Source organism: Alkalicoccus chagannorensis DSM 18086 (assembly GCF_000429725.1).
Classification (GTDB): domain Bacteria; phylum Bacillota; class Bacilli; order Bacillales; family Salisediminibacteriaceae; genus Alkalicoccus; species Alkalicoccus chagannorensis.
On record NZ_AUCK01000001.1, the window covers coordinates 450,348 to 476,607 of the forward strand.

Sequence of the window (26,260 nt, forward strand, 5' to 3'; positions counted from 1 at the left end):
ACAAAAACAGCCACAATTGAATAAGCGGGACCTGCCTTCCCTTCCCTTTTTTCTTTTTTCTTTTCCGGCTTACTCTTCTGCGCTGGTGCTTTGCACTTCTTGGAGGAAAAGCTGCTTTACGTTCTTCCTCTTCATGAGCCATGATCATCACCCCACTTTTTCCATCATAGCAAGTTTTCCTCCTCTACACCAGTACCGACTGCCCCGTTTTGGTCGGATCGGAAGCGGATGACGAGAGCAAGTATAAAATCGACGAGAAAATGAGCAGTAATGACGGTAAGGAGATTTCCACTCCACATATAAACGAGGCCGAAACCAAAACTCATCGCCGTGACGAAAAAAAGAAGCACCGGCTTAGAGAGATAGCGGATGTGGATGCCCGCGAAAAGCAGAGAGGCTGCGATAATGCCGAACGTTTCCTGAAGCACACCGCGGAAAAGCCATTCCTCAGCCACGGCGATAAAGAAGGTAAGTACAGCAATCATCCAGACAGGCATCCTGGAAAAAATACGTTCATTAATTCCGCCGTCATCCAGCCAGGAAGATGGCAGCACAGCGTACAGCAGCCATTGCAGCAGCACGATCACGGCGGCAAACACGGTCCCTGCCGCTGCAGCGCTCCATTCCAACTCAATCAGCTGGAGCGGATACAGCGGATGGCTGAATACGATCCAACCGCCCGTAAAAGCAGCTGCGGCTATGAGCAGCTGCGTAAACCATACGTTCGCATAAACTTCTTGATCCGTCATTTGCTGGAGCAGTTCTGCCTGTTTGTTTTTCATGAACTCTCCTCCGGATACAAAAGCAGCTTCAGTCGATCCTGCCACGTTTCAACGTCAGGGGAACCCCCGCCCGGAGATACCGTGTCCGGGAGTGGCAGCGATTCACCGCAGTTCGTGCAGCAGAAGGACGGTTTATCTTGCTGCTTTTCACCGAAATGAGACAACAGCCCGCTGCGGATACACTGCCGCGAGGATAAGAGCTCATTCATCTGCTTCAATTGATTTCTCTTATATTGCATGCGGCGCTGATAGCGCTTATTCAACTCCTGTATTTTCTTCAGGGCGTCCGGCGCCTCCCGCAGCCGATTGTTCTCCAGGAGGCCGAGGTCCTCCAGGTGTACACGGAGCATCTGCAGCATGTCATCAGATATCTCCAAAGGAAGTTGGAGCTCATCCAGCGTGTGCCCCGCAGCGGCAGCTGGATAGAATGTATGCTCCAGCCAGCCATCATCCGGGTATTCCTGTTCAATAAAGCGATGCGGCAGAAAAGGGTCGTCCGGGGCGTGGAGGATCACGCTTCTTGCCTGGTGTCCATCCCGGCCTGCCCTGCCGATTTCCTGCACAAACTGCTCGATGGATCCGGGCATGTATGCATGAATAACGGTTCGGATATCCGGTTTGTTTACTCCCATGCCGAAAGCATTCGTGGCAAACAGCACCTCTGCCTGATTGTATAGAAACTGGCTCTGGATCAGCGTCCGCTCACTGGAAGGCAGTCCCCCATGGTAAAAGGCCGCCCCGTCCAGCAGCGCCGCGCCTTCTTCCGCTTCCAGGCGGGTGCCGGTATACACGAGGCATGGCTTCTCAACTTTGGAAAGATACGTCGACAGCATCTCCCATTTATCTTTGGCGGATGCAGTGTCCCTTTTTTCGAGAAAGATATTCTCCCGGTCTACCGACTGGCGGAAGACACAGCTCCTCTCAATGGATAACTGCTGGCAGATATCTTTCTCTACTTCAGGAGGTGCTGTCGCTGTCAGGGCCAGAACAGGCGGGCTTCCAATTTTTTCTCTGATGCTGTCGAGCCGCCTGTACTCCGGCCGGAAGTCGTGCCCCCACTGGGAAAGACAATGTGCCTCATCAACGACGAAAAGCGATACGCTGCGCTTGTTTAATCTGTCCACAAGCCACGTCTGCTGAAGCATTTCCGGCGACACATAGAGAATGGAGATGGATTCTATGTTTTTCAGAACCTGTTTTTTTTCCTTTTTGTTCTGTGTACTGTTGACGAAATCTACCTGCCTTTCCCCCATCATCTTCAGCTGATTCACCTGATCCTCCATCAAGGAAATGAGTGGAGAGACAACGAGAACCATTCCTTCGAAAACGTGGGATGGAAGCTGATAGCACAACGTTTTCCCACTGCCGGTCGGCAGGATTCCGAGTGTATGCCGTTGTTCCAGTACCGAAGCAATGACTTCCTTCTGTCCAGGTCTGAATGAAGCGATGCCTACTTTTTTTAACAGTTCCTGCATCAAGCTTCCTCCTTCTTCTGTCGTGCAAGCGTCAGCCGGATCTGAAAATAATCGACATCTTCCTGCACGCTCTCTTTCACCTTCTTTAGTTTCGCTTCACCTCTAAGAAGTGCTTTGGCTCGAAGAATCACGGTTTCTTTTTCCTCCGGCAGAAATGCCCTGATTGGAAAATCAGGATCGGAGATAGCAAGCTCGACAAGGTGATCTTCGATTGTACTTCGTTTCAGCTGCCTTATTTCGGCAAGTTGATCCATGTCTAGACATTTTCTCTGAAGAAGCATTCTCGTTTTTTCAGCAGATTCGGTCCAGCTTTTTTGATTGACCGGGGGGAATAAAGCTTCCATTCCTTCATCTGGACCATCATGCAGCATGCGGTGCAGAGAGGTTCGGAATAGAAAATAGGAAGCCAGCTGCTCGTCTTTCGGACGCATCTGGGTCAGCGTGCGGCCCTGCAGACGGCTTCCGCTCAGCTGAAAAACAAACAGGTCTGCTTCCTCCTGCGGAATCTGATTCATAAATTTATAGAGAAAGCGGTATAATGTCGCGCGTCCATCTGGATGATGCTTCCAATAGTGCCGCACGGATGCTCTTGCTTCTCTATCCGCATAGACGGGGTAAAAAACCTGCTGTTGATCGGCCCGCCAGCTGTACAGCTGCACCGCGAGAGACAGACGCATCCAGAGCTGCTGCGCCTCTCCATTCCATTCCCACCGCTGTGCGTGATACGGATGATCTTGAAAGAACCGTTCGGCCTTCTCGGCTCTGCGCCGGCCCGTTTCTCCTAAAAAGACGCAGCCGTCTGATTCCATCAGGTCGCCACGATTTTTCATCGCCTCTAATATGCGCTGCAGGTCAGCTTCCGGTATGTGCTTTAAGCTTCCGTACCATCTGTTCAGCTGAAAGAGCGAAGCATCCTGAATGGACTGCCCGGACCGCTTGCCTCTGAGCAGATGAACGGCTCCCATAGCGGTTCTCATTCCGTTCATTCGTCCCGTGATCATGGATAAAAAATCGACTGTATTCATCGCTTGATCTCCCTTCTTCAGGAGTGTTGAAACAAGAAAGATGATATCATATTACCTTTCTCAACTGTTGAAATATGAGCATATTAGGAGTAAAATATGAAGGCGAAGCTGATGAATGAACGTATCATTATGATAACACCAGCTGTAAAATTCAGGAGGGATCAACATTGGCTAAATACACAATTGTAGATCAGGATACATGTATTGCATGCGGCGCGTGTGGAGCTGCAGCACCAGATATTTACGACTATGATGATGAAGGCATCGCTTTTGTCATCCTGGATGACAATAAAGGCACAGAAGCAGTGCCGGAAGATCTATACGAAGATCTTGAAGACGCATTTGACGGCTGTCCTACGGACTCCATCAAGATTGCGGAAGAGCCGTTCAACGGCGATGCGCTGAAATTCGAATAGTTTCTGGCAGCTGCACTCAAAAACTGAACGGTTTTACATGAAGCCGTGAAAGGAAGCGCGGACTGCTCTGCCGCTCCCACTTCTCCCATTCCGCCGGTACAACTGCCGGCGGTTTTTTTATTCCTCCCAACCCCGGTAACCAGGCATCCGGCTGAAGCCGCTCGAACCTGCGCCCCTCTTATGATGAAAGAAAACATCCCCCAGGCGTCCACACGAAAAAAACTTTTGCTTTTTGAGCGTGTACTACCCAAATTTTCTGAAAAACGTGTTACGATATAAAAATCATAAGAGAAGAAAGTGAAGGTGGGTATACTCATGGTTGTTAAAGATGAGAAAAAGACATTCACTGTACTCGTATCAGATGCAATGAGTGCAGAAGGACTTCAGCCTATTCTGGAAAGTTCAGCGGTGAACGTAATCCAGGAATCGATTGATACAACCACGACTCCTCTGGACGAAGTAGATGCCCTGCTGATCCGCAGCGCAACGAAAGTGACAGCACAGGTTCTGACTTCAATGCCGAATTTGAAAATCATCGGCCGCGCCGGTGTCGGCGTGGACAATGTGGATATTGATGCAGCAACTGCTCACGGAGTCGTTGTCGTCAATGCACCCGATGGCAATACCATCTCTACTGCCGAGCATACGTTCGCGATGATGGCATCCCTCGTCCGAAGCATCCCTCAGGCGAACCAGTCTATGGAAGATGGACGCTGGGACAGAAAAAAGTACCAGGGCGCGGAACTATACGGGAAAACCCTCGGTATCATCGGTTTTGGGCGCATAGGCGCCGAAATTGCTTCCAGAGCCAGAGCCTTTAGAATGAATGTGCTTGCCTTTGATCCTTTCCTTACACAAAGCCGTGCTGAAAAAAATCATGTGACAGCAGTCTCTCTCGAGGAAATCCTGGAACAGAGTGATGTCCTCACGGTACACACTCCCCTGACGAAAGATACTAAAGGCCTCCTTAATGACGAGACGTTGAAGCAGACGAAACCCGGTGTTTTCATCCTCAACTGTGCACGCGGCGGCATTATCGATGAGGATGCCCTTTTCCGGGCGGTGGAGTCTGGTCATGTCCGAGGTGCTGCGATCGATGTTTTTGAAGAAGAACCGGCGCAGAATCATCCGCTCACGAAGCTGCCTCAAGTGATTACGACACCACATATCGCTGCTTCAACCTCAGAAGCCCAGCAGAATGTGGCAGAGTCCGTCTCAAAAGAAGTGCTTGATTATTTATGCGGGAGCCCTGCGCCTCATGCGCTGAACCTCCCTTATCTTGATCAGGATGCATTTGAAAAGTTTTCTCCCTTCACCAAGCTGACAAAAACACTCGGCGATACCGCTTCCCAGCTTTTTAAAGAGCCGGTGAAGCAGGTGGAAATCAGCTATGCTGGCGAAATCTCCGACCAGGAAACCGGACTCTTCAACCGAAGCTTTCTTGCCGGTTTCTTCCGTCATAGAGTGGACGACTACGTCAACGAAGTGAATGCGTCGGTTGTGGCAAAAGAACGCGATGTTGAACTGCTGGAGCGGCACGAAAGCGAATCAAAAGGTTATGCGAGCTTCGTCAAAGCAGTCGTCCGCGGTGAGAGCCGGGAAATCCATGTGCACGGCACATTCAGCAGAGAAATCGGCCCCCGCATTGTTGAAATCAACGGGTTTCAAATCGACTTCCAACCAGCTCCGCACAGTCTTTACGTTCGTCATAATGACCGCCCCGGGGTGATCGGTAAAGTCGGCCAGCTTCTCGGCAGTCACGACATCAACATTGCTACGATGCAGGTCGGCCGTAAAGAAGAAGGCGGCGAAGCAATTATGCTGCTCTCAACAGATAAAGAATGCAAAGAACCAGTCATCCGTGCATTTGAGGAAATCGATGAAATCGTTTCGGTCTCCTCCATTGAGTTAGGTTAATTTTCCCAAGGTTCCATCAACCATAACGAAGCTGGTCCTTCCCCGTCAGACATTATGCTGGCGGGTCTTTCTCTTGTCGCGTGAACGACCCGCGGAGGCTCGTATGACGGCCGAGCACGCCGCTAGAAGTCGGCAGTCTTAAACAAAAAGCAGCAGGCGCATAAACCAAGCTTTCTTTATGAGGAGCAGACACTTTTTGTGCTGACGACAACGTGGCTGCCTGCATACTTTGAAGACTGATATTCTCTTTAGCTGCCCCAACAAACATGGAAGATTATCAAATAAGGTCTACACGGTTGGCATCGATGTCCTACTCTGTTACAGTCAATTATCAACACTGTATCAAATGACTTATTCAGCGCCGCACCATAGTTTTATAGATTACGCAAATTGTCATGCATCCAACAGGTGTGATACAGTTATACTCAGTAATGGGACTTATTCAAAGAAAGGTTGATATCGATTATGAAAAAAATGACTCGCCGAGGTTTAATGACTCTCTCTCTTTCTACAGTGCTTGTCGCTGCAGCTTGTGGAGGCAACGAAGAAAACGGAGACAACAACAATGCCAACGATGTTAACGGTAACGATAACAACGTTGAAGTAGATAACGATCCAAACGCTGCAGAGAATAATGATGCAGACGATAACATGAATAATGATAATGCCATGGATGATGATATGAATGGTGATATGAACGGTGAAATGAACGACGCGATGGACGATGAAATGCACGATGATATTGCCGACATGGACGGCGAAAACATCCTGGACATGGAAGAAGATGAAGTAGTCGCTACCATCAATGGAGAAGAGCTGACAGCAGGAGAAGTTCAGCAGAATCCACAGTTTGCTCAGATCCAGATGCTGCTTGATGAACAGGGAATGGAAGATGAGGAAGCTGACATGATGGTGATGCAGCAGCAGCAGTTAATCCTTGATCAAATGATCAACCGGGAGCTGCTCGCTCAAGAAGCAGAAGAGCTTGACATTGACGTTGATGAAGATGAAGTACAAAATCAAGTCGAAGAGTTTGAAGCACAGTTTGAATCTGAAGAAGAAATCGATGAGTTCCTCGCTTCCCAGGGACTGGAAGGCGATCTCGAAGAAGTTCTCCGCATGGATCTCCGCATTGCTGAACTCGTTTCTCTCGATCACATCGATGAAGACGAGTACGATGTAGATGAAGATGAAGCTAGAGAACAATTTGAAATGGCCCAGATGCAGAACCCTGAAATGGAAGGTCAGGAATTCGAAGATGTAGAGGATGAGTTCATGAATGAACTGCGCCTTAGTCAGTATATCGAAGACCTTTATGAACAGGCTGACATTGAAATCCACGTATAAACAGTACCAAGTTGAGGCTTCCCGTACTGGGAGGTCTCTTCTTTTGTACTGATCGGTGTAGAGACAAAGGCCTCCTGCCCATGCAGGCAATCCCGGAAAACTATTTTTCGCTCGTCTTACGATTTCTCAGCAAAAAAAGACCGTTTCTCCGACGTTTAAAGTCACGATATCTAATGTGACAACGGGTTGCGTTATTTTCAGGATATTTTCCACCGGATAAAGTTATTTGCTTCACAATGCTCTTTCAAGAAAAAAAGCGCTGTGCGCGTTTCATTTGCAACCGCGTGCGCTGCAGGCTTTGTGAGGGATAAATGCATGTTTAATTTCCCGTACTTCCCTCGATCCTGCTCCCCTGTCATGACAGCTTATACGTTCCTGCAGATCAAAAAAGAACCACGCTGGAGAGCAGGCCCCCAGCGTGGTTCTTTTTATGATGATCCTACGTGCATACAGACAAACCGGTGCTCAGAAGAGAATCGGCCGGCTTCAATTGAAAGCCCTCAAAAGAGCTTTTCTCCCGCAAGACTGTCGTTACTTAAACTCATTCCCGCCGCGCTTGTACAATACATCGCTTCGGCCCGCTCTTGCATTCACCGCTCTTGCTGCAGCGAAGAAATAATCGGAGAGCCGGTTTAAGTAAGGAAGTGCCTGTGGAGCAACTTCATGCTCATCTTCAATCCCGCTCACTAGACGCTCTGCCCTTCTGGCAACGGTACGGCAGACATGGAGCTGCGCAGCGGCAGACGTTCCTCCGGGAAGAATGAAGGTTTTTATTTCTGGAGCTTCTTCCCAGTACGTGTCGATACTGCTCTCCAGTCTATGGATCGACGTCTCTGCTAAAGCCCACGTTCTTTTTCCCGTGACGTCGGCGAGATCGCCTCCAAGGTCAAACAATTCATGTTGAATCTCGATCAGCTCTGCAACCAGATCTGCGTACAGTTCGTTCTGCTCCAGCATGACGACTGCAGCCCCTAAAAAACTGTTGAGTTCATCGACTGTACCGTACGCCTCAACGCGTTCATTCGTTTTACGGACCCTTCTGCCAATCAGCTGCGTTTCCCCTTTATCCCCGTGCTTTGTATAAATCTTCATATTCAGCCTCCTCATTTATGTCATCCGGCAGGTAGACACTGAACGTCGTACCGGCACCTGCTTTACTATGCACCTGCACTTTTCCGTTATGAGCTTCTACAATGTTTTTTACGATAGATAAGCCAAGCCCCGTTCCGGACTGACTTCTCGTCCGCGCTTTATCCGCTTTATAAAATCGTTCAAATACAAACGGGATGTCTTCTTCGGGGATACCGGCTCCTGTATCCTGAACTTCCAGACGAACACCGCTCTCCTCCTTCACCGTTCGGAACAGTACCGTGCCCCGTTCCGACGTATGACGGATCGCATTATCGATTAAATTCGTCATCACCTGCTCAAGCCTGTCCGGATCAGCGTAGATAAACGCCTTTTCTTCGCTGATGTCCCCACGGAGATCAATTTGCTGATCGGAGGCAACAACCTGAAACTTCCGGATGATTTTATCTGCAAATGTAGGAATATCGATTTCTTCTTTCGTCAATGTAATATAGCCGGCTTCCATACGCGCCAGATCGAGCAGTTCATTGACGAGACGGCCGATCCGCAGCGATTCGTCGTAAATAATACTAGCCATCTCTTTTTTCTCTTCCGGTGTCTCGACTATGTCATCGACAATTGCCTCACTGTACCCCTGGAGCATGGATATCGGGGTCCTTAATTCGTGGGACACGTTGGCGATAAAATCTTTACGAAGCTTGTCGTGCCGTCGTTCTTCTGTCATGTCCCGAAGTACGGCGACAGCCCCTCGAATTTCTTTATCGTCATATAACGGCGTCATCAGAATCACCCAGGATCTTCCCTGGATAGAGTATTCATCTGAATGTTCCCGTCCGGTTGTCATCACATTCTCAAGAAGCAGCTGCAGTTCTTCCGGTTCTGCCTTATCCGGAAGGCCATGCTCATACCTCCACGCATCCAGGAACGTATCCGCCTGCGGGTTCGTGACCATCATGTCGCCTGCACGGCTGAATGTCAGGACGCCATCTGCCATGGAGCTTAAAATACGGGCCAGCTGTTCCTTTTCTTTATTCAATGCTTCAATGTTCGTATTGAGTGCTCTTCCCATGCGATTAAAAGCCATCGCAAGCAGGCCGATTTCGTCTTTGGACTGCACGGGTACCTTTGTTTCAAAATTTCCTTTGGCCGCTTCCAGGGAAGCTGTCCGCATTTGACGCAGGGGTGCTGTGATTCTCGACGAGAGAAAAAAAGCAAATACCGTCGTCAGGATGATAGCAATACCTGCAGAAAAAAAGATAATCTGTTTCGTCTGATCCGAAGCTTCCTCAATCACATCCAGAGGCTGATACAGATATAGTGCCCCTTCTTCACCATCCGCAAACTGCACCGGTATGCCGGCAATCATCATTTCTCTATCCTGATACTGTCCCTCCGGGGTTATGTAGCCGGATCCCGTCACGGCCTCCTCCCCCTCTTCCAGGACGGAAGCAAGCACTTCATCTTCATAAAAGGAAGATAACGGCAGACGCTCCTCGTCTTCTTCATCTGTATACCAATAGCCATCTTCTCCGACAAGCAGGGCATTGGAGGAGTAGGAACCGGAGATAGTTTCACTCAGTTCCAGCGCTTCTCCTCCCGTCGTTTCATCTTCCAGAAACGTCACAATCAAGTCCGCGTGATTGATCAGCTCGTCTTCCGCCTGTTCGTAGTGAAACCGCTCAAAATACTCAAGAAGCAGCACGGTCAGAACGAGCAGGACGACCGAAACAAGCAGCAGAATCGTAAACCAGAGTTTGCCGACGACACTGCGCCAGAACATCATGAGGCTGTTTCCACCTCAAACTTGTAGCCGACACCCCAGACAGTTTTGATCATGTCTGCGGCTTTCGGCTCGATCTGACTTAATTTTTCCCGAAGTCGTTTCACGTGTGTATCCACCGTTCGCAGATCCCCAAAAAATTCATAGTTCCACACGTCTTTGAGTAACTGCTCTCTGGCGAATACTTTATCAGGAGCCTGCGCCATATAAAGCAGCAGTTCGTATTCTTTCGGTGTCAGACCGACATGTTCTCCCTGCACTGTGACACGGTGAGCTTCATCATCAATGGTCAAGTAAGGAAATTCATACAGCTGTTTTTCTTTCGTATCCGTATGAAGAAACTTTGTCGACGAAGATCTCCGCAGAAGCGCTTTCACCCGCAGCACGACTTCCCTCGGGCTGAATGGTTTGACGATATAATCGTCAGCACCTGCTTCAAACCCCTGGACCCGGTTCACTTCTTCACCTTTTGCTGTAAGCATGATGACCGGCGTCCCTTTCTGTTTCCTGATTTCTTCACACACTTCCATCCCGTCCATCCCGGGCATCATCAGATCCAGAATGACCGCGTCATAATCGAACTTTAACGCTTTCTCCAGGGCGCTCTCCCCGTTCTCAGCATCTTCAATTGTGTAGCCTTCCTTCTCCAGATACATACGAAGAAGACGGCGGATACGTTCTTCATCATCAACAACAAGGAGCCTCGTTTCCTGACTGCTCATCTATTATCCCTCCAAAAAAGGGACCGTCTCAACATAACTTGATTCGGTCCCGGCATATTCCTGGCTACTTAATTATCTCACAGGTCAGCAGAAAGCTGCATCCCTTATGCATACGAATGAAGGCCTGCGATCACCAGGTTCACAAAAATTAAGTTGAACATAATCAGCGCAAAACCAATGACACAGAGCCATGCACTGCGCTCTCCCTGCCAGCCTCTGGATAGACGAAGGTGAAGATATGCTGCATAGAATAGGAAGGTAATCAGAGCCCATACTTCCTTCGGATCCCAGCCCCAGAAACGGGTCCAGGCAATCTGCGCCCAGATCATGGCGAAAATCAATCCCCCGAGGGTGAAAATCGGAAAACCGATGGCAATCGCCCTGTAGCTGATTTCATCCACTGTCTGCGGATTTACGTTTCTCACGAGTGGCTGGAGCGCTCCTCCAACCGGCCGGCGGAGCACAATACGAAGAAGCAGGTACAGCACCATGCCGCCGAGAACAGACCAGAGAATCGTGTTCACATCTTCACTGACGATAAATTCCGGCATAAGAATCGGCGGGTCGAAGCCTTGTTCTGAAATCAACTCCCCTTCGTTCGGTCCAACAAGCGGCGGCAGATTGTAGGCAATCGTCGCTTCTTCTTCAAACTCATTGATGTATTGGAACTCTGCCTCATAGCCCGCAGCCTGAAAGCCGCCGACGATTCCAACGTACGCCACAGTGGCTACCAGCGTGAACATAATAAACTCGACGCCTTTCACTTTCTTATCCTTCTTCGTGAAATCAACCATGCGTACCAGGTAAAGAAGACCGGCCGCAAAACCAATAGCCAGAATCCCCTGCCCAATAACGGTCGTGATCACGTGGATATAGAGCCATTCCGACTGCAATGCTGGAATCAGCGGCTGTGCTTCAGTTGGGAACATCGACGCATACGCAATAATCAGCATGACGACCGGCATCGTAAATAAGCCGAGGTAGTTGTTTTTATAAATCGGATACAAAATAACGAAAGCCAGAGCCATTGCAATACCAAGCGCTGCTGTGTACTCAAACATGTTGCTGACCGGCGCATGACCGACCGCTATCCAGCGCAGAGCCATATACGCGATAGAGAAGCCTACAGCTCCTACTGCAGTAACGTACCCGAAGAGAGCGGATTTGTTCCGCTCTTCTCCCGTCTTGTTCTTAAACTTCTTTCCCGTAATGGAAACGGCAAAACAGATGGTGGACAGCAGGTATAAACCGAAAGCAATGTAGAGCATATTCGAACTCATTTCAAACAAGTTGGTTTCCCCCTTTACTCATCCTTCTGAGGTTCTTCTTCACTATCGAGCTGATCCACAGGCTCGGGTAGAGAAGTCCCCTCTGTCACACTGGCTATATCCTTCTTCAGGGCATGCCAGTTTTTGTTGGCGTGACCGGCAATCAGCCATCTGCCATCTTTACGCTGCAGCCATATTCTTCGGTGATGCCAGTAAGAACCCTGGACAAGACCGACCATGAAAATGGCGCCGCCCGTGATGATGATAGGGAGAGTGTGGTCGCGGCGGATCGTCAGCCCTGTTACATCTATCGTATCAGCATCTGTCATCCGGATCGTGTGCGATGTATCATTCAAAGATTCATTCACCTGGATACCGACCATACTCAGCTCACCTGAATCTTCATTTGGTTCGAGTTCAGGCGGGAATACCTCAAAGATAATGCGCGGGTTATCGGGCACCCGGTTCAGCGTTGTCGGTTCTCCGTTATCATCAATATAAAAATTCGGGAAATATTCCATGATTTCGATCGTGTAACCATTATCAAACTCATAGAAGCCTTCAGGATCATTCAAATCAACGGTGAATTCGACATCACCTACCATTTCTCCTTCCTCATCTTCCAGTCCGAAGCTGAATGTGTTCAGTTCGTTCAGCTTAAAATCGACCTGGAAGAGAGATATGCTGTCGATTTGAAATGGGTCGTTCACCCGTATTTCATGATCTTCCACATGCTCCAGATCCGATTCGCCCCCGATACTCGCGTCATCAGGCTGACGATAAAGCGAGGCATTGGTCTGGAAGTTGGACACTACCGGAGCTTCTTCGCGGGTGATCGCTTCCTGAAAGAGTTCTCCAGCATCATCATCATAAAAATCGACGATGAATTCATGATTTTCGATGAAATATTCACCACCGGTTCCGGCGATTACTTCTCTTTCCCCTTCACGGACCCATACCTGTTCATCCAGGTACATCCCCGGGAAAAAGCGGAGCATTCCGCCGATCAGAAAAATGATCAACCCGACGTGATTCACGTAGGGACCCCAGCGGGAGAACCTCCCTTTTTCCGCAAGCAGGTTGCCATTTTCTTCTCGGACATTGTAGCGTTTTTTCTTAAGTGCCGCTCTCACTTTATCAAAGTCTTCATCCGACGAATCATCCGTATCGGATTCCCCGTAAAGCCGCTGTTTTCTCATAAATGCTGCGTGGCGGGTCGTCCGCTGCTTTTTGAGCGCCCTGTATAGGGGAACGAACCGGTCCAGACTGGCGATGACCAGCGAGATGCCGAGTGCCGCAATCAGCAGCATGTACCACCATGAACTGTATAAATTATGAAATCCAAGATCATAGTACAGCTGGCCGGCTATGCCGTATTCTTGAGCATAGTACTCCGTGGCATTTTCTCCGGGAGGGATATACATTTCCTGAGGAAAAATCGTACCGAGCGAAGACGAAACCAACAGCAGTACGATAATCCAGATCCCGACTTTTACAGAGGAAAAAAAGTTCCAGACTTTATCCACGATGGAGCTCGAATACGTCTGGGAGCGTCGTGCGACACCTTCGTACCGCATGTTGGCCACTTTTTTATCTTCTTCTTTGAGCGGTTTCCCGCAGGATTCACACAAGTACGTTCCGTACGGGTTCTTATGTCCGCATTCACAAATTACATCTTTCATCCAGCATCCCCCATCAAGTTTCCGGTACGATACTTTCCAGTTCTCCTACCAGCTGCTCTTCCGTCTTCCCGCCGACAGAGCGGTTGACGACTTCCCCGTCCGCATTTATAGAGAGGGTTGTCGGCAGCACGCCCACACCGTAGGCATCGCTGACCAGCATATCCCTGTCAATCATCAGATCATATGGGAGTTCATACCGTTCTTTATGTCGTTCGACTTGAAGCGTGGATTCATCTACGTTCACATTGAGTACGTGGACTCCGCGCTCTTCGAAATCTTCATAGTGATCTTTCAAATCATCCATTTTCTGTCTGCAGAAGGTACAGTAGGTAGCCCAAAAGTTCAGATAGACACCCTGGCCCTGGTAGTCACTGAGCTCTACTTCCTCCCCGTCGAGATCCGTCAGCACGAAATCAGGAGCCTCGTCTCCGGCATCCACCAGCCCTCTGTCTTCAGAAAAGTGGCTGTAGAAGGTATAGCCGATAGCGGCAAGCATTACTAGAAGAATACTCGAGCGCATCCAGAACCGTTTTTGTTTCTTATCCATCTGCTCTATCACCCCAGACTTCTTTTAATCATATCTTATCATGTCCAGCAGTCATCACAAAGCTTCGGCCCGCTTCCTTTTTCGAACGTTATGTGACAGCAGCCTCCCGCAGCTTCTTCACTTCGTGCGGCTTTAGTTCTCTGTACTCTCCAGCATTCAGACCATGCAGGTCGAGTATGCCATACCGCTCCCGTTTCAGCTTTATTACAGGGTGTCCCACCGCTTCAAACATTCTTCGCACCTGACGATTGCGGCCTTCATGAATAACCATCTCTACTACGGCAGTTCCTTTTTTCGGATCCGATTTTCTCACCTTAACAAAGGCCGGTTTGGTTTTCGTCCCGTCCAGTTCAATCCCTCTCTGAAGCTGGCGCACGGCATCTTTGGATGGGATCCCCTCTACTTTTGCAATATACTTTTTATCTACTTCATAGGATGGATGCATCAGCTGATTGGCAAATTCCCCATCATTCGTCATGATCAGCACACCGGAAGTGTCAAAATCGAGGCGTCCGACTGGAAAAATCCGCTTATCGGTCGTGATGAAATCTGTCACTACTCTGCGCCCTGCTTCATCCTTCACACTGGAGATGACGCCTGATGGTTTATACAACAAGTAATACACTGGTATTTCTTTCTGCAGTAAAACACCATCTACCATCACCTCGTCCTTTTGCGGATCCGCTTTGGTACCCAGTTCGGTCACGGTGGTGCCGTTGACTTTAACTCTCCCTGCTTTCATCAGTTCTTCTGCTTTTCTGCGGGAAGTTACTCCAGCTGCTGCAATCAATTTCTGTACTCGTTCCATGATATTCTCTCCCTTTTCTACTTGAATCATCCGCTTTTATGTTACACTCACTCTGCGAAGTCAGTTGTATATACGGTCCAATTGTTTATTGTATCCTTTTATACAGCCCGACTCAAACAACTTCTTTTAGAAATGGGGAGACTTACGTGCTTGAGTGGATATGGATACCAATTTCCGTCATTCTTGGTCTACAGCTGTATCAGCTGTTTTTATTAAAAAAGAAACCCGTCGTGCAGTCGGAGGAACCCGCGGAAAGCAGCGCGTCCATCGAACTGGACGATGCCGCTTATCAGGAAGAAATTCGACGTGTTATAGAGCTGCACTGCCTGCGCATCCGCAATGCCGTAGACCGGCAGACAGAGAAAATCCACTACACGGAAATGAAATACGCGCCTCAGACACTGCCTGGAGGGGATCAGCGGCTGCTGGAAGAGCTGGACGAAGAAGAGAAGGCGTTAACGGAAGAATTTTTCCGTTTGTATTTTACGTACTTACGCAACCATTGGTACTCGCCGAAAGGACGGTTGAAATCGGTCTTCAGTGGAAACGAGTCCGATCCCGACTCAGAGGCAGGCTCCCTCGTTCAGGAATCCAGCAGGCTCCGGGATCAAATGGATGCCTGGTTTCTCACCTGGCGTCAATATCAGTAAAACATACTGAGGAGATACAGCTGAAAAGCCTGTCAGACAAATGTCTGACAGGCTTTTCCATTGAGTGCGGCGTTCCCGCATATCATGCACCGATCCCTCGTTACGGCCTATCCGTGTGATGTCAAATCAGGACTTCACGACAGTCTGACTTTCTTCGTCTGCTTCAAGAGCATCGGTCGAATCTGCTCTGCGTGTGACCTGATCGATGACAAAACCGCTCTTTGGAATGGTCGGTACCCTGGCATAATCCCATTGGAGGTCCTGATCCGGCACACGGTAAGAGATATTTTGTGTCATGTATTTAAAAAAGGAGCGCATCACCATAACCGTCATCCATTCCCCGGCACACCGATGTCCAGCGTAATGATCTCCTCCACCCTGCGGGACGAAAGCAAACGGGCTGCCCTTCCATCCTTCAAATCGTTCAGGCCGGAAACGATCTCCGTCTCCCCATATCTCGTCCATTCGGTTCGTTCCGAAAAAATCCAGTACAACGAGCTGATTCTTTTTGAATGCATAATCCTTCCATGTAAAAGGGGTTTTCACTTTGGCTGCCATAGCCGGAGCAAATGGATAGTAGCGCCTTACCTCCTGAGCAAATTTATGTCCGTAATGTTGTTCATCTCTGCGCAGTTTCTCTGCTTCCTCCGGATTTTCATGAACTGCGAGGAAACCAAAGACGAGAAAATAAGCAGTAGCAGCAAGCGGACGGATGGCGTTATTTAATTCAATGCCAGCACTGTGAGCGTCCAGCTTCTTTCCTTTTTCATCACGAAAGTGGGCAATAATATACGCTGCTGTGTGTTCCGGCACCTCTATTTTTCCTTTGCGTACATCTTTGATCACCTGTTTCAGCCATGCTTCCTGACTCTCTCTCGCTTTTTTTCCTTCTTTCATTCTCGACAGTGACCCAAAAGAGTCGACCATCAGTCCAATTTCTTTCGTACGCTGTTCTACTTCATGTTCCGGAAGTGGAACGCCGGCCCAGCGGCAGCCACTCCGGACAAGCACTTCCTTCATTTCATCAAACACAGGGACACTCGTCTGCTTTTCCCATGTTTTCGCTTTTTTGTCCAGTTCCTGCAGGGCGATATCTTTCATGTCTTCCAGTCTCTCCGGCGTCATCATCGATAAAAACATACGCTTCCGATGCAGGTGCGGCTCTCCATCCATGCCATGTATGCCGCTGCCGAGCAGAGACTTGCCTATCACGGAGGGCACTGCATTTTCCCGCACAAAAAGCGACGTGTCGTAAAATTTTTCAACAGCCTCTTCACCAGCCATGCAGACAGCTTTCTTTCCAAGAAGGCGCGTCTCAAAGACATCTGAGCCGAGCGCTTTCCTTCGATTGGTGATAAACAGGAATCCTTCGTTGAGGAGCTTCATTGTGTTGTCGAGTCCCTTTGCCTTTGGTACGGGCTGCTTCGTTTTCATCGCCATCCATCCTTCGTTTATCAATGATAGGATCTGTGCCAGCATCCTTGTTCTCGTGTTCCGTAGAGGTCATTCTTCCAGTTCTCTTAAAAATGCCGTGATGGCCTCTTCGTATTCACTGCTTCGATGCAGTGTATTATGACCCTCGTTCGGGATCTCTGTAACGGCGGTCTCTCCCTGCCACGCGTCGAACGTAGCTCTTGAATGCTCTGGAGGAATCACCTGATCTTCCAGCCCGATAACCCCGAGTAGAGGAGTGTCAATTTCCTCTGCCTGCTCCGATACGGGAAAAGGATGATCAATAAAGGTCCGTACCGGCATCCATGGGTGTCGATGTTCCTGAACCCTCGTCCGGCTGTCATAAGGGGAGATCAGAATCGTCCCTGCTGTATCCTCCCTGTACGAGGTATACGCTGCAGGAGCAGAACCCATGCTTCGACCGGCAGGAACGATCACATCCGTTATCCGTTCATCTTCTGCAAGCTGCTCGAACAGCAGCCTCGCATCCTCATACAGCGCCTCTTGTGAAGGATCTCCAGTGCTCCATCCATAGCCGCGGTAATTCATGTACAGCTGAGCCCAGTCCTCCGGATATGGACTGTTATCCATCGTCATGGATGCTTCTTCCGCATTGCCGCCGAAATGAATGACCGCCGGAGCCGGTGTTTCTTCCGGCAGTTTCAGCCATCCGTGCAGCGTTTCATCATCACTCGTGTCGACATACCACTCTTCCACCTCGCCTCGATCCCGAAGCTCCTGGGCACGATCCTCTGATAGTTCCGCACCGATGAAGAGCGCCGCATCCTGATTCCCGAACACCTGCAGCGCAGAGAGTCCAAAATAGAGTAGCCCGAACACGCCGGCTGTAACCAAAATCAGTTTCAACAGACTCCTCCTCTTCTTTGACTTCATTTCTGTATTCCCTTCGTACCTGCTGGTCATACCTGTTTTTCGATACGTCTCCTTCATAACAGCACACTAACCTGAAGAGGGAAGACTAATACGTAGTAAGGCCTGAGACTTTCTGCAGATGATACACCCACTGTCTCCAAGAGCTGTGCGGGTTTTCGTAAACGTCATAAGGCAATGTGTACTCTTCTCCATCGTTATCCCACATTTCTCTGTGCCACTCCAGTGCATCCGCTGCAGCTCCCTCTTCCGTACTTCCTTCGACATAGAGGTTCGTATCCAGGTTGTTGTTTCGTAAATTCCTTGTGGAAAAATTGGCAGAGCCGGCGAGAATAGCAGTTTCCTCCTCCCCTGCGATGAAAAGCATCTTCGGATGGAACTGCTCCTCCTCTACATTGTACCAGCGTACTTCCAGCCCACCATCTGTTTCTTCCAGGAGCTCCTCAGCCACTGGACGGTTCGGCATGCCAAACACACTAAGTCCAAACGCCTCTTCGTTCGGATCGAGCAGCAGCCTGATATCCACCCCTCTTTTCTCCGCTTCGATCAGTGCATCGGTCATTTCTGGATCAGACAGAAAATAAGCAGCCATGAGGATGTCTTCATCCTCCGATGCATCGTCGATCATCTCGAGTGCCCTATTGAAGTTCTCTCCCTCGGTCAGCACCTGAACAAGATAGTCTCCATCCGGTTCCTCTTCCTGTTCAGGCATCGAAGGGAGTACAGCGTCTTCTGTGAAAGAAGCTACTGCCTGCTCCGATTCCCATATATCCTCTAATACGGCGCCTCCAACACTGAATCCTGCGTTGTTATAATAATAACTCTCGTCATGAAAATTCGCGGAGGCAACAAGCGCCTCCTGTTCCGTCAGCAGGACTTTTCTATGATTCGCTCTTCCGTTAAGCAGTTTCAGATAGGAGCGGGCAGTCATCGCCGGTGCTTCATCACTGAAGACGTTCGGGATCCAGCCGTTTCCCGCCTGGCCGAACCACTGTATGTAAGCACGCCAGATGCCCGAGTAGAGCGGATTGGAATCCTGCAGCTGCGTGACGTCTGTAATAATCGTTTTTATGTCCTCTTCCTCCAATCTTGTCAGCATGGTGGAATCATGGGAAAAGTAGGACGTATTGATTGGATCAGTCACGACTACAACCTCCAGGTCCGGATGCAGCTGCGACTGCTCGATCAGCAAGTCTGTGATGTGCCCGCTGAGCTCCGGCATCGCTTCTGTTGTTTTGTCATTAAACAAGAACATATCAAGAATAATGAGCTCTTCTGCTTCCTGTATCATTTCTTCAGCCCGGGTGTAGATGTTCTCTTCAAACACCCTTCCTTCCTCCGTGTTGATGGACCGATTGTAGACAAAGGACAGACGGTCTGTTTCATGCACCTCTCCTTCATAAGACGTTCCTTCCGGAGGAGATTTGAACAGGCCGTACACCACCGTGCCGAGGGTGATGAGCAGCAGTAGAGCTATAACCCATTTCCATGGATTTCTTGTGATGTGCATACAGCCTCCCCTCCTCTGCTTCTAAGGTTCTCTTTCCCGAATTGGACTGGATCTATGTTTGCAAAATAAACGTAAGGGAACCTGGTAATAAAGATTCCGTTATTTTGAAAGGTGGGATAATCGATGACACTCTTTGATAAAAAAGCATTCGAACGCCAGCATATTCTGGTTACCGGCGCTACCGGCGGCATTGGGGCTGCAGTGGCCAACATGCTGAGCTCGCACGGTGCAGACGTAACGGTAACAGGCCGGGATGAGGAGAAGTTATCCAAATTAAAACAGCAGGCTCATTATCACGGCGACCCTGCGCGCATTCATGCGGTAACCGCAAATCTGACGGAGGAGCGGGACCGGCATCTGCTGATCCAGAGCGCTGAGGATGCATTCGGCCCGATCACGGGACTCGTGAACAGTGCCGGCACTGCCAAAGGGGATGTCGTAGAAGAGTTGAAAGAAGAAGACATGCACGACACGATGGAGATTAACTATACTTCCCTTGTGCTTCTGACACAGCTCGTCTATAAGCAGATGAAAGAGAAGGGAAAAGGGAGCATTGTCAATATTTCCTCTTTATCCGGCCTGCGCGGCACGTATGGCAATGCTGCCTACTCGGCCTCAAAATTCGCAGTAATTGGATTCACTCAATCCTTTGCGCTGGAAGCGATCGAACACGGTATTCGAGTCAACGCTGTATGTCCCGGTTTTGTCGACACCGAAATGGCAAGAGGCATTCTGCAGAAAAAAGCTGATCGCCGTGGCATCAGCTATGAGGAACAGCGAAAAGAAGCGGAAGAAGGGCTTCCCTCCGGCCGGATGACCACACCGGAAGAGACAGCAGAGGCCATCCTTTTTCTTCTGTCGGATGCGGCATCCAATATCGTTGGTGAATCCATGAAAATATCCGGTGGCAGCGTCATGCGTTAATCCGGCTGAACTGCCTGCTGAAAACGTTCGAAAAACAAATCGAATTCTTCCTCTTCCTCTGTTTCCGTTTCCGGGAGCGGGGGAAGATCTTCGAGTGTCCGCAGACCGAACTGCTCCAGAAAATACTCCGTAGTGCCATAGAGGATTGCCCGCCCTGCACCATCATGTCGCCCTTTTTCTTCGATCAGTCCTTTTGCCTGCAGGGTCCGGATCGGCCGGTCGGTTCTTACGCCGCGCACATCTTCCACCTGCAGCCGGGAGACGGGCTGCCGATACGCGATGACAGCCAGCGCTTCCAGTGCCGCCTGCGACAGTGCTGCAGAGGAAGGGGATTGGACCAATTTTTTGAAGTATGGGGCATGCACCTCTTTTGTCGTCAGCTGCACAGTATCAGCGAATCGTTTCACCTGCATGCCGCGCCGACTGCTGCTGCAGCTTTCCTGCAGCCGCTGTACTGCGTTTTCGGTCTCATCTTCTGAACAACTCATGACTTCCATCAGCTGCTGAATATCGATTCCTTCCTCGCCGGAGACAAACAGCAGACCTTCGAGCAGTGCTTCCTGTTCTTCTTCCGTCATACGGCTTCCTCCTCTCTTTGTTTAATAACGATTTCTCCATAATTGCCGCTCTGGGTGCAGTGGATCTGATGATCTTTCATCAGCTCCAGCACAGCAAGGAAGGTGGTCACCTGATCGGTTCTGCTCTCATTTTCAAGCAGGGAATCAAAGGAAGCACTTCCCTGTTCAGCTATGCGGCTGAGCACCCGTTCCATTTTTTCTTCGATTGGAATTTCCTCTCTGCTGACCCGGGTCACCGGCGTCTTTTTCTTCTTTTTTCGTTTGTTCATTTTTTGAAAGGCCTGCAGCATGTCAAAGATCGTCACCTCGACACCAGCCTCTTCTGATTCTTCCAGAAGCGGAGTCAAATCACTCATCGGCTTCGTAAACAGCTCACTTCTTTTCAAACTGCGCTCTTTCAGATCTCCTGCCGCTTCCTTGTATTTTTTATATTCAGAAAGTCTCGCCTGCAGGCCCTCTTTGGACATTGCTTCTTCCTCTTCCGGCATCCAGTCTTCTTCCCATGCCGTCTCCTCCATCGGAAGCAGCATCACGCTTTTCATCTGCAGCAGTGTCGCTGCCATTACAAGATACTCACTGGCTACATCCAGTTCGAGCACCTGCATGGCGTGAACGTATGTCAAATACTGATCCGTAATCTCCCGGACCGGAATATCATATAAATCCAGATCGTTTTTCTGCACAAGATGCAGCAGTAGATCCAGCGGGCCTTCAAAGGCATGAAGCTTCACACTGTAGCTCATTTCACCGCCTCCATTCCAGGCGCTATTATATCATAATCCTTGTGCTGTTGAGCAGGAGGAACGCTCTTTTTGCATCAAAAGGGGGCTTCTGAGAGCCTTTGTACGTACCCAGTGTCGTTTCTATCGACTTCCCCCTGCTGCAGCAGGATCTCTAAACAAATCGTTTCCGCTTTTCACATGAGCCGGAATTCGTTATGATAGAAAGAGCACAATGGAAATGAGGGTGAATAAATGACACAGACGCTTCAGACGTATCCGAGTGCCTACGAGGACTTTTTAGTTCATTTTCATGCAACGAGAGACTTTTTTGAATGCCATGAGATTCTAGAAGATTACTGGCTGTCCGATAATAAAGACGTACGCTGGCTGATGCTGATTCAGACAGCCGTTGCCCTATACCATGAACGACAGGGAAACAAACGCGGCGCAGTCAGACTGATTGATAAAGTACTTCGTCACACGAAGGCACACCCCGGCCGGTTGGAAGAGCTCTCTGTAGATGAGAACAAACTGCAGCACCAGCTTATCGAACGCCGGGCATCCATCAGCAGCGGGGACTCCTATGAGCCGATGGCCCTGCCTGTTGTCGACAGCGCACTTTTACGTAAATGCCGGCTCTACGCAGAAAGTCTCGGATTGGAATGGAATGCCGACGACCGCGGCGCAGGTCCTGACTTGATTTACAAACACCGGCGCCGGGACCGGTCTGAAGTGATTGAAGCACGGGAAGCGTCACTGATCCATCGAAGAGAAAACCGGACGTAACGACCAGCTTGCCGAGTCCTCTACGGCGGACCTCAGCCGATGCAGACGGCGCTTTCAAAGACAGGAAGCGTTTCTTGCTTTCCGACATGCGGTCTTTTGAGCAGTGGCCCGACAACCACACGGCCGTGAGAACTAAAGCGCGGAGCGCCTTTTGATCGGTTCGGCGTGTACCGCAAGCTTTCCGAGGGAAGAAAGAGGTTTTCTTTCTTCCCGTGCAGCGCACGAAGCCGCCGTTTCTTGTACGAGAACGTATACATTCCTATACTTTGAAAAAAACGCTTCCGTTTATCCATGCTGGATGAACGGAAGCGTTTTTCGTCATGAAGATGTTTTGGCAGGTACTGCAGCAGAAAAGCTTTGTGCATCGCCACAGCGAACCGTCTGCAGCTGATGGACGGCCTAACCGAGGAGTTTGTTTAAGTTCGCCATTTCTATTGCTGCTGCGGCAGCTTCCGAACCTTTGTTACCTGCTTTTGTTCCAGCCCGTTCGATCGCCTGCTCAATGGTATTCGTAGTAATCACACCGAAAATCACCGGAACACCGGAGCCCATCGCTGCCTGAGAAACGCCTTTTGCCGCTTCGCCGCAGACATAATCAAAGTGGGGGGTGGACCCGCGGATCACCGTTCCGAGAGTGATCACTGCATCGTACCGACCGCTGTCGGCGAGTTTTTTTGCAGCAAATGGAATTTCATAGGATCCAGGAACCCATACCGTATCGACGTCTTCTTCTTTCGTGCCGTGCCGTCTGCACGTATCAAGCGCACCATCCAGCAGTCGGGAGGTGATGAAATCGTTGAATCTGCCGACGACGACCGCTAGTTTCAGATTGTCTCCGCTCATGTTTCCTTCTAGTACATTTCCCATTTGCATTCATCCTTTGTCTGATTGTCTTTTTTCCACGTTTACAGGTGAAGCATATGACCGAGCTTGTCTTTTTTCGTTTTCAAGTATCGTTCATTCTCTTTATGCCCGGGGAGCTGAATTGGCACACGATCTACGACTTCGAGGTCATACCCTTTCAACCCGGTGATTTTCCGCGGATTGTTCGTTAACAGCTTCATTTTACTAATGCCGAGGTCACGGAGAATCTGTGCACCAATCCCGTAGTCACGAAGGTCTGGTCCAAAGCCGAGCTTCTCATTCGCTTCCACCGTATCCAATCCTTCTTCCTGGAGTTTATAAGCTTTCATTTTGTTGAGAAGGCCGATGCCCCTGCCTTCCTGACGCATGTACAGTACTACGCCGGAACCGTTCTCTTCGATCTGAGCAAGTGCGGCATGAAGCTGGGGCCCGCAGTCACAGCGGCGGGATCCGAGCACATCACCAGTCAGGCATTCAGAATGAACCCGGACAAGCGTCGGCCGGCTTCCGCCGATCTCCCCTTTAACAATGGCGACATGCTCTTTACCATCGACTACATTCGAATACCCTACGGCTTTAAAGTCTCCGTATTCGGTCGGGAGGTCAATCTCAATTTCACGCTGCACAAGCTTGTCTTTTCGATTTCTGTACTGAATCAGATCTTTGATCGTGATCATCTTCAAATCATGTTCATCGGCAATTTTCCGCAGTTCTGGAACGCGGGCCATCGTACCGTCTTCATTCATGATTTCGCAGATGACACCTGCAGGGCTTGCTCCGGCCATTTTTGCCAGATCCACGGATGCTTCCGTATGCCCCGCACGCCGGAGAACGCCTCCATCCTTCGCGACCAGTGGAAAGACATGGCCGGGACGCTGAAAGTCCGCCGGCTTCGTATCTTCATCCATGAGTGCTCTGATCGTCATGGCACGTTCCTGAGCAGATATACCGGTTGTGCAGTGTTTATGATCGACACTGACAGTAAAAGCTGTACCATGCGGGTCCGAGTTGCGGTCCACCATCGGAACGAGCTGCAGCTTTTCCGCCCGTTCTGCGGTGATTGGTGTACACACGAGGCCGCGTCCGTGTGTGACCATGAAGTTGATTGTTTCCGCGCTTACCTTATCCGCCAGGGCAACGAAGTCCCCTTCATTCTCACGGTCTTCATCATCGCAGACAATGACCGTCTCTCCCTGTGCCAGCGCATAGATCGCTGATTCGATCGGATCAAACATTATCCATCACCTCTCCTTATTAGAAACCGTGTTCACGCAGAAACTCTTTCGTCACCGGCTCTCCCTGATCGCGCTTGAAGCGCTGTTCTAAAAGTTCCTCCACGTACTTTGCGAGCATGTCACATTCAATATTGACGATATCTCCAACCGATTTCGATCCAATGATGGTTTCATCCAGCGTATGCGGGATGATCGAAATGGTGAACATTTTATCGCCCGTGTTAAAGACGGTCAGGCTCGTGCCGTCGACGGCTACGCTGCCTTTCAACGTCAGATACGGCCGGAGGGTAGGATCCACCTCTATGTCATAATAAACAGCGTTATGGTCGCTCTCTTTTCGGACGATCGTTCCCGTGCCGTCCACATGACCGGAGACAAAATGTCCGCCGAAGCGTCCACCGGAAGCCATGGCCCGCTCCAGGTTCACATGGGAGTTTTCTCCGAGGTCCCGCAGACTCGTCGCCCGGACGGTTTCGGGCATCAAATCAGCAGTGAACGTTTCTTTTGTAAAGTCAGATACCGTCAGGCAGACGCCGTTCACGGAAATAGAGTCTCCGAGCTTCACATCATCCAGTATACCGGGAGCATGCACGCTCATAATGACCGCATCTCCTGTTTCCTGCATGGTACGAATCGTTCCCTTTTCTTCTATAATGCCAGTAAACATATGCTTCTCATCCTTTCCTGTGATAGATATGCCGAATATCAGGCCCCAGCTGATCCGTCCGTTCAAGTGTCAGCGACGCTGTCTGGGACAGCGTCGGGAAGCCGGCGCCTCCAACAGCCGGATGGGCGTCTCTGCCGCCGATGATCATCGGTGCCTGATAGTACACAATCCGGTTAAAACATCCCGAGCGGATAAAACTGTCGTGCACTGTTGCACCGCCTTCTACGAGAACCGAGGTGATCTCTGATTCGCCGAGTATGCGGAGAACCTCTTCAATATCTATGCTGTAGGAAGGCATCACCGTTACCGTCAGCCCTTGATCACGTAGACGTTTCACACGGCTGCGATCCGCCTGTTCTGTCGTAAATATCCACGAATGTTTTTTTGCCAGTCGGCTGTCTTCGGGAAAGCGGAGGGATGAATCAAGGATAATCGGCATAGGATCAATCCCTCCATCAGGCAGCCGGACATTCAAGGTCGGATCGTCCGCGAGCACGGTTGCTATACCGGTCAGCACAGCGTCGTGTTCGTGCCGGAGCCGGTGGCCATCCATCCTGCTCTCGGTACTCGTTATCCACTGACTTTCTCCGGCCGACGTTGCGGTTCTGCCATCCAGACTGGCTGCTATTTTCAGCGTCACGTAAGGCCTGCGGGACGTGACGTAGTGGAAAAATACATCGTTGAGGCGGTCGGTTTTTTCCGAAAGCACGTGTGTTTCCACTTGAACGCCGGCATTCCAAAGCATCTGCGTCCCTCTTCCGGATACCCTCGGGTCCGGATCATCGGATCCAATAAAGACGCGGCTTACGCCCGCCTCAATTACTGCTTCGGCGCACGGAGATGTCCTGCCGGTATGCGAGCATGGCTCCAGCGTGACGTACATATCCGCACCGGCCGCTTTTGCTCCTGCCATCGAGAGTGCATGCCGCTCCGCGTGCGGTTCTCCAGCTTTTAAATGCGCTCCGAGTCCTACAACTTCTCCGTTTTTCACGATAACACAGCCGACGAGCGGGTTCGGTGATGTCTGACCTCTCGCTGCTTCCGCCATCGATACCGCAAGCTCCATGTATTGTTTATCCATCATGCATTCCTCCGGCTGCTTGTTGATTACGCCTCTGTACAT

The 26,260-nt window shown here is 50.0% G+C and carries 25 protein-coding genes; 6 read left to right on the forward strand and 19 right to left on the reverse strand.

Going from position 1 to position 26,260, the window contains the following annotated elements; translation table 11 throughout:
* Positions 1-164: 164 nt before the first annotated feature.
* The 3 genes from G477_RS18475 to G477_RS0102300 are packed head-to-tail and all read right to left on the reverse strand — an operon-like array spanning position 165 to position 3,282.
* Positions 165-782, reverse strand: a complete 618-nt coding sequence (locus G477_RS18475; RefSeq protein ID WP_051287609.1) for a CPBP family intramembrane glutamic endopeptidase — start codon at positions 780-782, stop codon at positions 165-167.
* On the reverse strand, positions 779-2,257 hold the full coding sequence (locus G477_RS0102295) for a RecQ family ATP-dependent DNA helicase (protein ID WP_026696562.1): 1,479 nt from the start codon (positions 2,255-2,257) through the stop codon (positions 779-781). The genes G477_RS18475 and G477_RS0102295 overlap by 4 nt, the downstream gene beginning before the upstream one ends.
* Positions 2,257-3,282 carry a YpbB family protein gene (locus G477_RS0102300; RefSeq protein WP_026696563.1) on the reverse strand — a complete coding sequence of 342 codons (1,026 nt, stop codon included), beginning with the start codon at positions 3,280-3,282 and terminating at the stop codon, positions 2,257-2,259. The genes G477_RS0102295 and G477_RS0102300 overlap by 1 nt, the downstream gene beginning before the upstream one ends.
* 167 nt (positions 3,283-3,449) lie before the next feature.
* Here G477_RS0102300 and G477_RS0102305 point away from each other — a divergent pair, with 167 nt between their 5' ends.
* The 3 genes from G477_RS0102305 (at position 3,450) to G477_RS0102315 (ending at position 6,962) form a co-directional block, all read left to right on the forward strand.
* Positions 3,450-3,698 (forward strand): ferredoxin, encoded by a 249-nt coding sequence (locus tag G477_RS0102305; protein ID WP_026696564.1) that lies wholly within the window; start codon positions 3,450-3,452, stop codon positions 3,696-3,698.
* Positions 3,699-4,013: 315 nt separating this feature from the next.
* Positions 4,014-5,615: a phosphoglycerate dehydrogenase gene (gene serA / locus G477_RS0102310; RefSeq protein ID WP_026696565.1), complete on the forward strand. Its 1,602-nt coding sequence runs from the start codon at positions 4,014-4,016 to the stop codon at positions 5,613-5,615.
* 465 nt (positions 5,616-6,080) lie between these two features.
* Complete coding sequence (locus tag G477_RS0102315) at positions 6,081-6,962, forward strand: SurA N-terminal domain-containing protein (RefSeq protein WP_026696566.1); 882 nt, start codon at positions 6,081-6,083, stop codon at positions 6,960-6,962.
* A gap of 531 nt (positions 6,963-7,493) precedes the next feature.
* Here the strand turns inward: G477_RS0102315 and G477_RS0102320 are convergent.
* From G477_RS0102320 to G477_RS0102350, 7 genes are all read right to left on the reverse strand, one after another.
* The gene (locus G477_RS0102320; protein WP_026696567.1) at positions 7,494-8,054 is read right to left on the reverse strand and encodes a cob(I)yrinic acid a,c-diamide adenosyltransferase; all 561 of its coding nucleotides are present in this window, start codon (positions 8,052-8,054) and stop codon (positions 7,494-7,496) included.
* Positions 8,026-9,834, reverse strand: a complete 1,809-nt coding sequence (locus tag G477_RS0102325) for an ATP-binding protein (RefSeq protein ID WP_051287610.1) — start codon at positions 9,832-9,834, stop codon at positions 8,026-8,028. Before G477_RS0102325 ends, G477_RS0102320 begins: the two co-directional genes overlap by 29 nt.
* A complete protein-coding gene (locus tag G477_RS0102330) occupies positions 9,831-10,553 on the reverse strand; it encodes a response regulator transcription factor (RefSeq protein WP_026696569.1) in 723 nt (240 codons plus the stop codon). Before G477_RS0102330 ends, G477_RS0102325 begins: the two co-directional genes overlap by 4 nt.
* Before the next feature lie 104 nt (positions 10,554-10,657).
* Positions 10,658-11,842, reverse strand: a complete 1,185-nt coding sequence (gene ccsB, locus G477_RS0102335) for a c-type cytochrome biogenesis protein CcsB (protein WP_026696570.1) — start codon at positions 11,840-11,842, stop codon at positions 10,658-10,660.
* Positions 11,843-11,856: 14 nt separating this feature from the next.
* Positions 11,857-13,503: a cytochrome c biogenesis protein ResB gene (gene resB, locus G477_RS0102340; protein ID WP_026696571.1), complete on the reverse strand. Its 1,647-nt coding sequence runs from the start codon at positions 13,501-13,503 to the stop codon at positions 11,857-11,859.
* A gap of 13 nt (positions 13,504-13,516) precedes the next feature.
* Positions 13,517-14,050, reverse strand: a complete 534-nt coding sequence (gene resA, locus G477_RS0102345) for a thiol-disulfide oxidoreductase ResA (protein WP_026696572.1) — start codon at positions 14,048-14,050, stop codon at positions 13,517-13,519.
* A gap of 88 nt (positions 14,051-14,138) precedes the next feature.
* Positions 14,139-14,858 carry a pseudouridine synthase gene (locus G477_RS0102350; protein ID WP_026696573.1) on the reverse strand — a complete coding sequence of 240 codons (720 nt, stop codon included), beginning with the start codon at positions 14,856-14,858 and terminating at the stop codon, positions 14,139-14,141.
* A 146-nt stretch (positions 14,859-15,004) separates the two neighbouring features.
* Between G477_RS0102350 and G477_RS0102355 the strand changes: the two genes are divergently transcribed.
* Positions 15,005-15,508, forward strand: coding sequence for a hypothetical protein (locus G477_RS0102355; RefSeq protein WP_026696574.1), 504 nt, complete (start codon positions 15,005-15,007; stop codon positions 15,506-15,508).
* A 126-nt stretch (positions 15,509-15,634) separates the two neighbouring features.
* Here G477_RS0102355 and G477_RS0102360 read toward each other — a convergent pair whose 3' ends face one another.
* From G477_RS0102360 to G477_RS0102370, 3 genes are all read right to left on the reverse strand, one after another.
* Entirely contained in the window at positions 15,635-16,942 is a 1,308-nt protein-coding gene (locus G477_RS0102360) for a cytochrome P450 (protein ID WP_026696575.1), read from the reverse strand.
* 69 nt (positions 16,943-17,011) lie between these two features.
* Entirely contained in the window at positions 17,012-17,827 is an 816-nt protein-coding gene (locus tag G477_RS0102365) for an alpha/beta hydrolase (RefSeq protein ID WP_026696576.1), read from the reverse strand.
* Between the two features lie 112 nt (positions 17,828-17,939).
* Positions 17,940-19,361, reverse strand: coding sequence for a phospholipase D-like domain-containing protein (locus G477_RS0102370; RefSeq protein WP_026696577.1), 1,422 nt, complete (start codon positions 19,359-19,361; stop codon positions 17,940-17,942).
* A 123-nt stretch (positions 19,362-19,484) separates the two neighbouring features.
* Between G477_RS0102370 and G477_RS0102375 the strand changes: the two genes are divergently transcribed.
* Positions 19,485-20,285, forward strand: a complete 801-nt coding sequence (locus G477_RS0102375) for an SDR family NAD(P)-dependent oxidoreductase (protein ID WP_026696578.1) — start codon at positions 19,485-19,487, stop codon at positions 20,283-20,285.
* Here the strand turns inward: G477_RS0102375 and scpB are convergent.
* On the reverse strand, positions 20,282-20,863 hold the full coding sequence (scpB, locus tag G477_RS0102380) for an SMC-Scp complex subunit ScpB (protein ID WP_026696579.1): 582 nt from the start codon (positions 20,861-20,863) through the stop codon (positions 20,282-20,284). The genes G477_RS0102375 and scpB overlap by 4 nt on opposite strands.
* Positions 20,860-21,606, reverse strand: a complete 747-nt coding sequence (locus G477_RS0102385) for a segregation/condensation protein A (RefSeq protein ID WP_026696580.1) — start codon at positions 21,604-21,606, stop codon at positions 20,860-20,862. Before G477_RS0102385 ends, scpB begins: the two co-directional genes overlap by 4 nt.
* 231 nt (positions 21,607-21,837) lie before the next feature.
* Here G477_RS0102385 and G477_RS0102390 point away from each other — a divergent pair, with 231 nt between their 5' ends.
* Positions 21,838-22,371: a DUF309 domain-containing protein gene (locus G477_RS0102390; RefSeq protein WP_026696581.1), complete on the forward strand. Its 534-nt coding sequence runs from the start codon at positions 21,838-21,840 to the stop codon at positions 22,369-22,371.
* 399 nt (positions 22,372-22,770) lie between these two features.
* Here the strand turns inward: G477_RS0102390 and ribH are convergent, their stop codons facing one another.
* Genes ribH through ribD form a run of 4 tightly spaced genes read right to left on the reverse strand, consistent with a single transcriptional unit; the run spans position 22,771 to position 26,218 of the window.
* Positions 22,771-23,238 (reverse strand): 6,7-dimethyl-8-ribityllumazine synthase, encoded by a 468-nt coding sequence (ribH, locus tag G477_RS0102400; RefSeq protein WP_026696583.1) that lies wholly within the window; start codon positions 23,236-23,238, stop codon positions 22,771-22,773.
* Positions 23,239-23,276: 38 nt separating this feature from the next.
* A complete protein-coding gene (locus G477_RS0102405; RefSeq protein WP_026696584.1) occupies positions 23,277-24,470 on the reverse strand; it encodes a bifunctional 3,4-dihydroxy-2-butanone-4-phosphate synthase/GTP cyclohydrolase II in 1,194 nt (397 codons plus the stop codon).
* Positions 24,471-24,489: 19 nt separating this feature from the next.
* The gene (gene ribE / locus G477_RS0102410) at positions 24,490-25,137 is read right to left on the reverse strand and encodes a riboflavin synthase (protein WP_026696585.1); all 648 of its coding nucleotides are present in this window, start codon (positions 25,135-25,137) and stop codon (positions 24,490-24,492) included.
* A 7-nt stretch (positions 25,138-25,144) separates the two neighbouring features.
* A complete protein-coding gene (gene ribD, locus G477_RS0102415) occupies positions 25,145-26,218 on the reverse strand; it encodes a bifunctional diaminohydroxyphosphoribosylaminopyrimidine deaminase/5-amino-6-(5-phosphoribosylamino)uracil reductase RibD (protein WP_156897262.1) in 1,074 nt (357 codons plus the stop codon).
* Between the last annotated feature and the right edge of the window lie 42 nt (positions 26,219-26,260).

Bases quoted from the DNA above. Each gene is read 5' to 3' on its own strand.
- resA (WP_026696572.1), bottom strand. From the start codon at position 14,050: ATGGATAAGAAACAAAAACGGTTCTGGATGCGCTCGAGTATTCTTCTA.
- resB (WP_026696571.1), bottom strand. From the start codon at position 13,503: ATGAAAGATGTAATTTGTGAATGCGGACATAAGAACCCGTACGGAACG.
- ribH (WP_026696583.1), bottom strand. From the start codon at position 23,238: ATGGGAAATGTACTAGAAGGAAACATGAGCGGAGACAATCTGAAACTA.
- serA (WP_026696565.1), top strand. From the start codon at position 4,014: ATGGTTGTTAAAGATGAGAAAAAGACATTCACTGTACTCGTATCAGAT.
- G477_RS0102330 (WP_026696569.1), bottom strand. From the start codon at position 10,553: ATGAGCAGTCAGGAAACGAGGCTCCTTGTTGTTGATGATGAAGAACGT.
- G477_RS0102390 (WP_026696581.1), top strand. From the start codon at position 21,838: ATGACACAGACGCTTCAGACGTATCCGAGTGCCTACGAGGACTTTTTA.
- scpB (WP_026696579.1), bottom strand. From the start codon at position 20,863: ATGACGGAAGAAGAACAGGAAGCACTGCTCGAAGGTCTGCTGTTTGTC.
- G477_RS0102315 (WP_026696566.1), top strand. From the start codon at position 6,081: ATGAAAAAAATGACTCGCCGAGGTTTAATGACTCTCTCTCTTTCTACA.
- G477_RS0102350 (WP_026696573.1), bottom strand. From the start codon at position 14,858: ATGGAACGAGTACAGAAATTGATTGCAGCAGCTGGAGTAACTTCCCGC.
- ribE (WP_026696585.1), bottom strand. From the start codon at position 25,137: ATGTTTACTGGCATTATAGAAGAAAAGGGAACGATTCGTACCATGCAG.
- G477_RS0102295 (WP_026696562.1), bottom strand. From the start codon at position 2,257: ATGCAGGAACTGTTAAAAAAAGTAGGCATCGCTTCATTCAGACCTGGA.
- G477_RS0102405 (WP_026696584.1), bottom strand. From the start codon at position 24,470: ATGTTTGATCCGATCGAATCAGCGATCTATGCGCTGGCACAGGGAGAG.
- G477_RS0102385 (WP_026696580.1), bottom strand. From the start codon at position 21,606: ATGAGCTACAGTGTGAAGCTTCATGCCTTTGAAGGCCCGCTGGATCTA.
- ribD (WP_156897262.1), bottom strand. From the start codon at position 26,218: ATGGATAAACAATACATGGAGCTTGCGGTATCGATGGCGGAAGCAGCG.
- G477_RS0102375 (WP_026696578.1), top strand. From the start codon at position 19,485: ATGACACTCTTTGATAAAAAAGCATTCGAACGCCAGCATATTCTGGTT.
- G477_RS18475 (WP_051287609.1), bottom strand. From the start codon at position 782: ATGAAAAACAAACAGGCAGAACTGCTCCAGCAAATGACGGATCAAGAA.
- G477_RS0102360 (WP_026696575.1), bottom strand. From the start codon at position 16,942: ATGAAAACGAAGCAGCCCGTACCAAAGGCAAAGGGACTCGACAACACA.
- G477_RS0102370 (WP_026696577.1), bottom strand. From the start codon at position 19,361: ATGCACATCACAAGAAATCCATGGAAATGGGTTATAGCTCTACTGCTG.
- G477_RS0102300 (WP_026696563.1), bottom strand. From the start codon at position 3,282: ATGAATACAGTCGATTTTTTATCCATGATCACGGGACGAATGAACGGA.
- G477_RS0102320 (WP_026696567.1), bottom strand. From the start codon at position 8,054: ATGAAGATTTATACAAAGCACGGGGATAAAGGGGAAACGCAGCTGATT.
- G477_RS0102325 (WP_051287610.1), bottom strand. From the start codon at position 9,834: ATGATGTTCTGGCGCAGTGTCGTCGGCAAACTCTGGTTTACGATTCTG.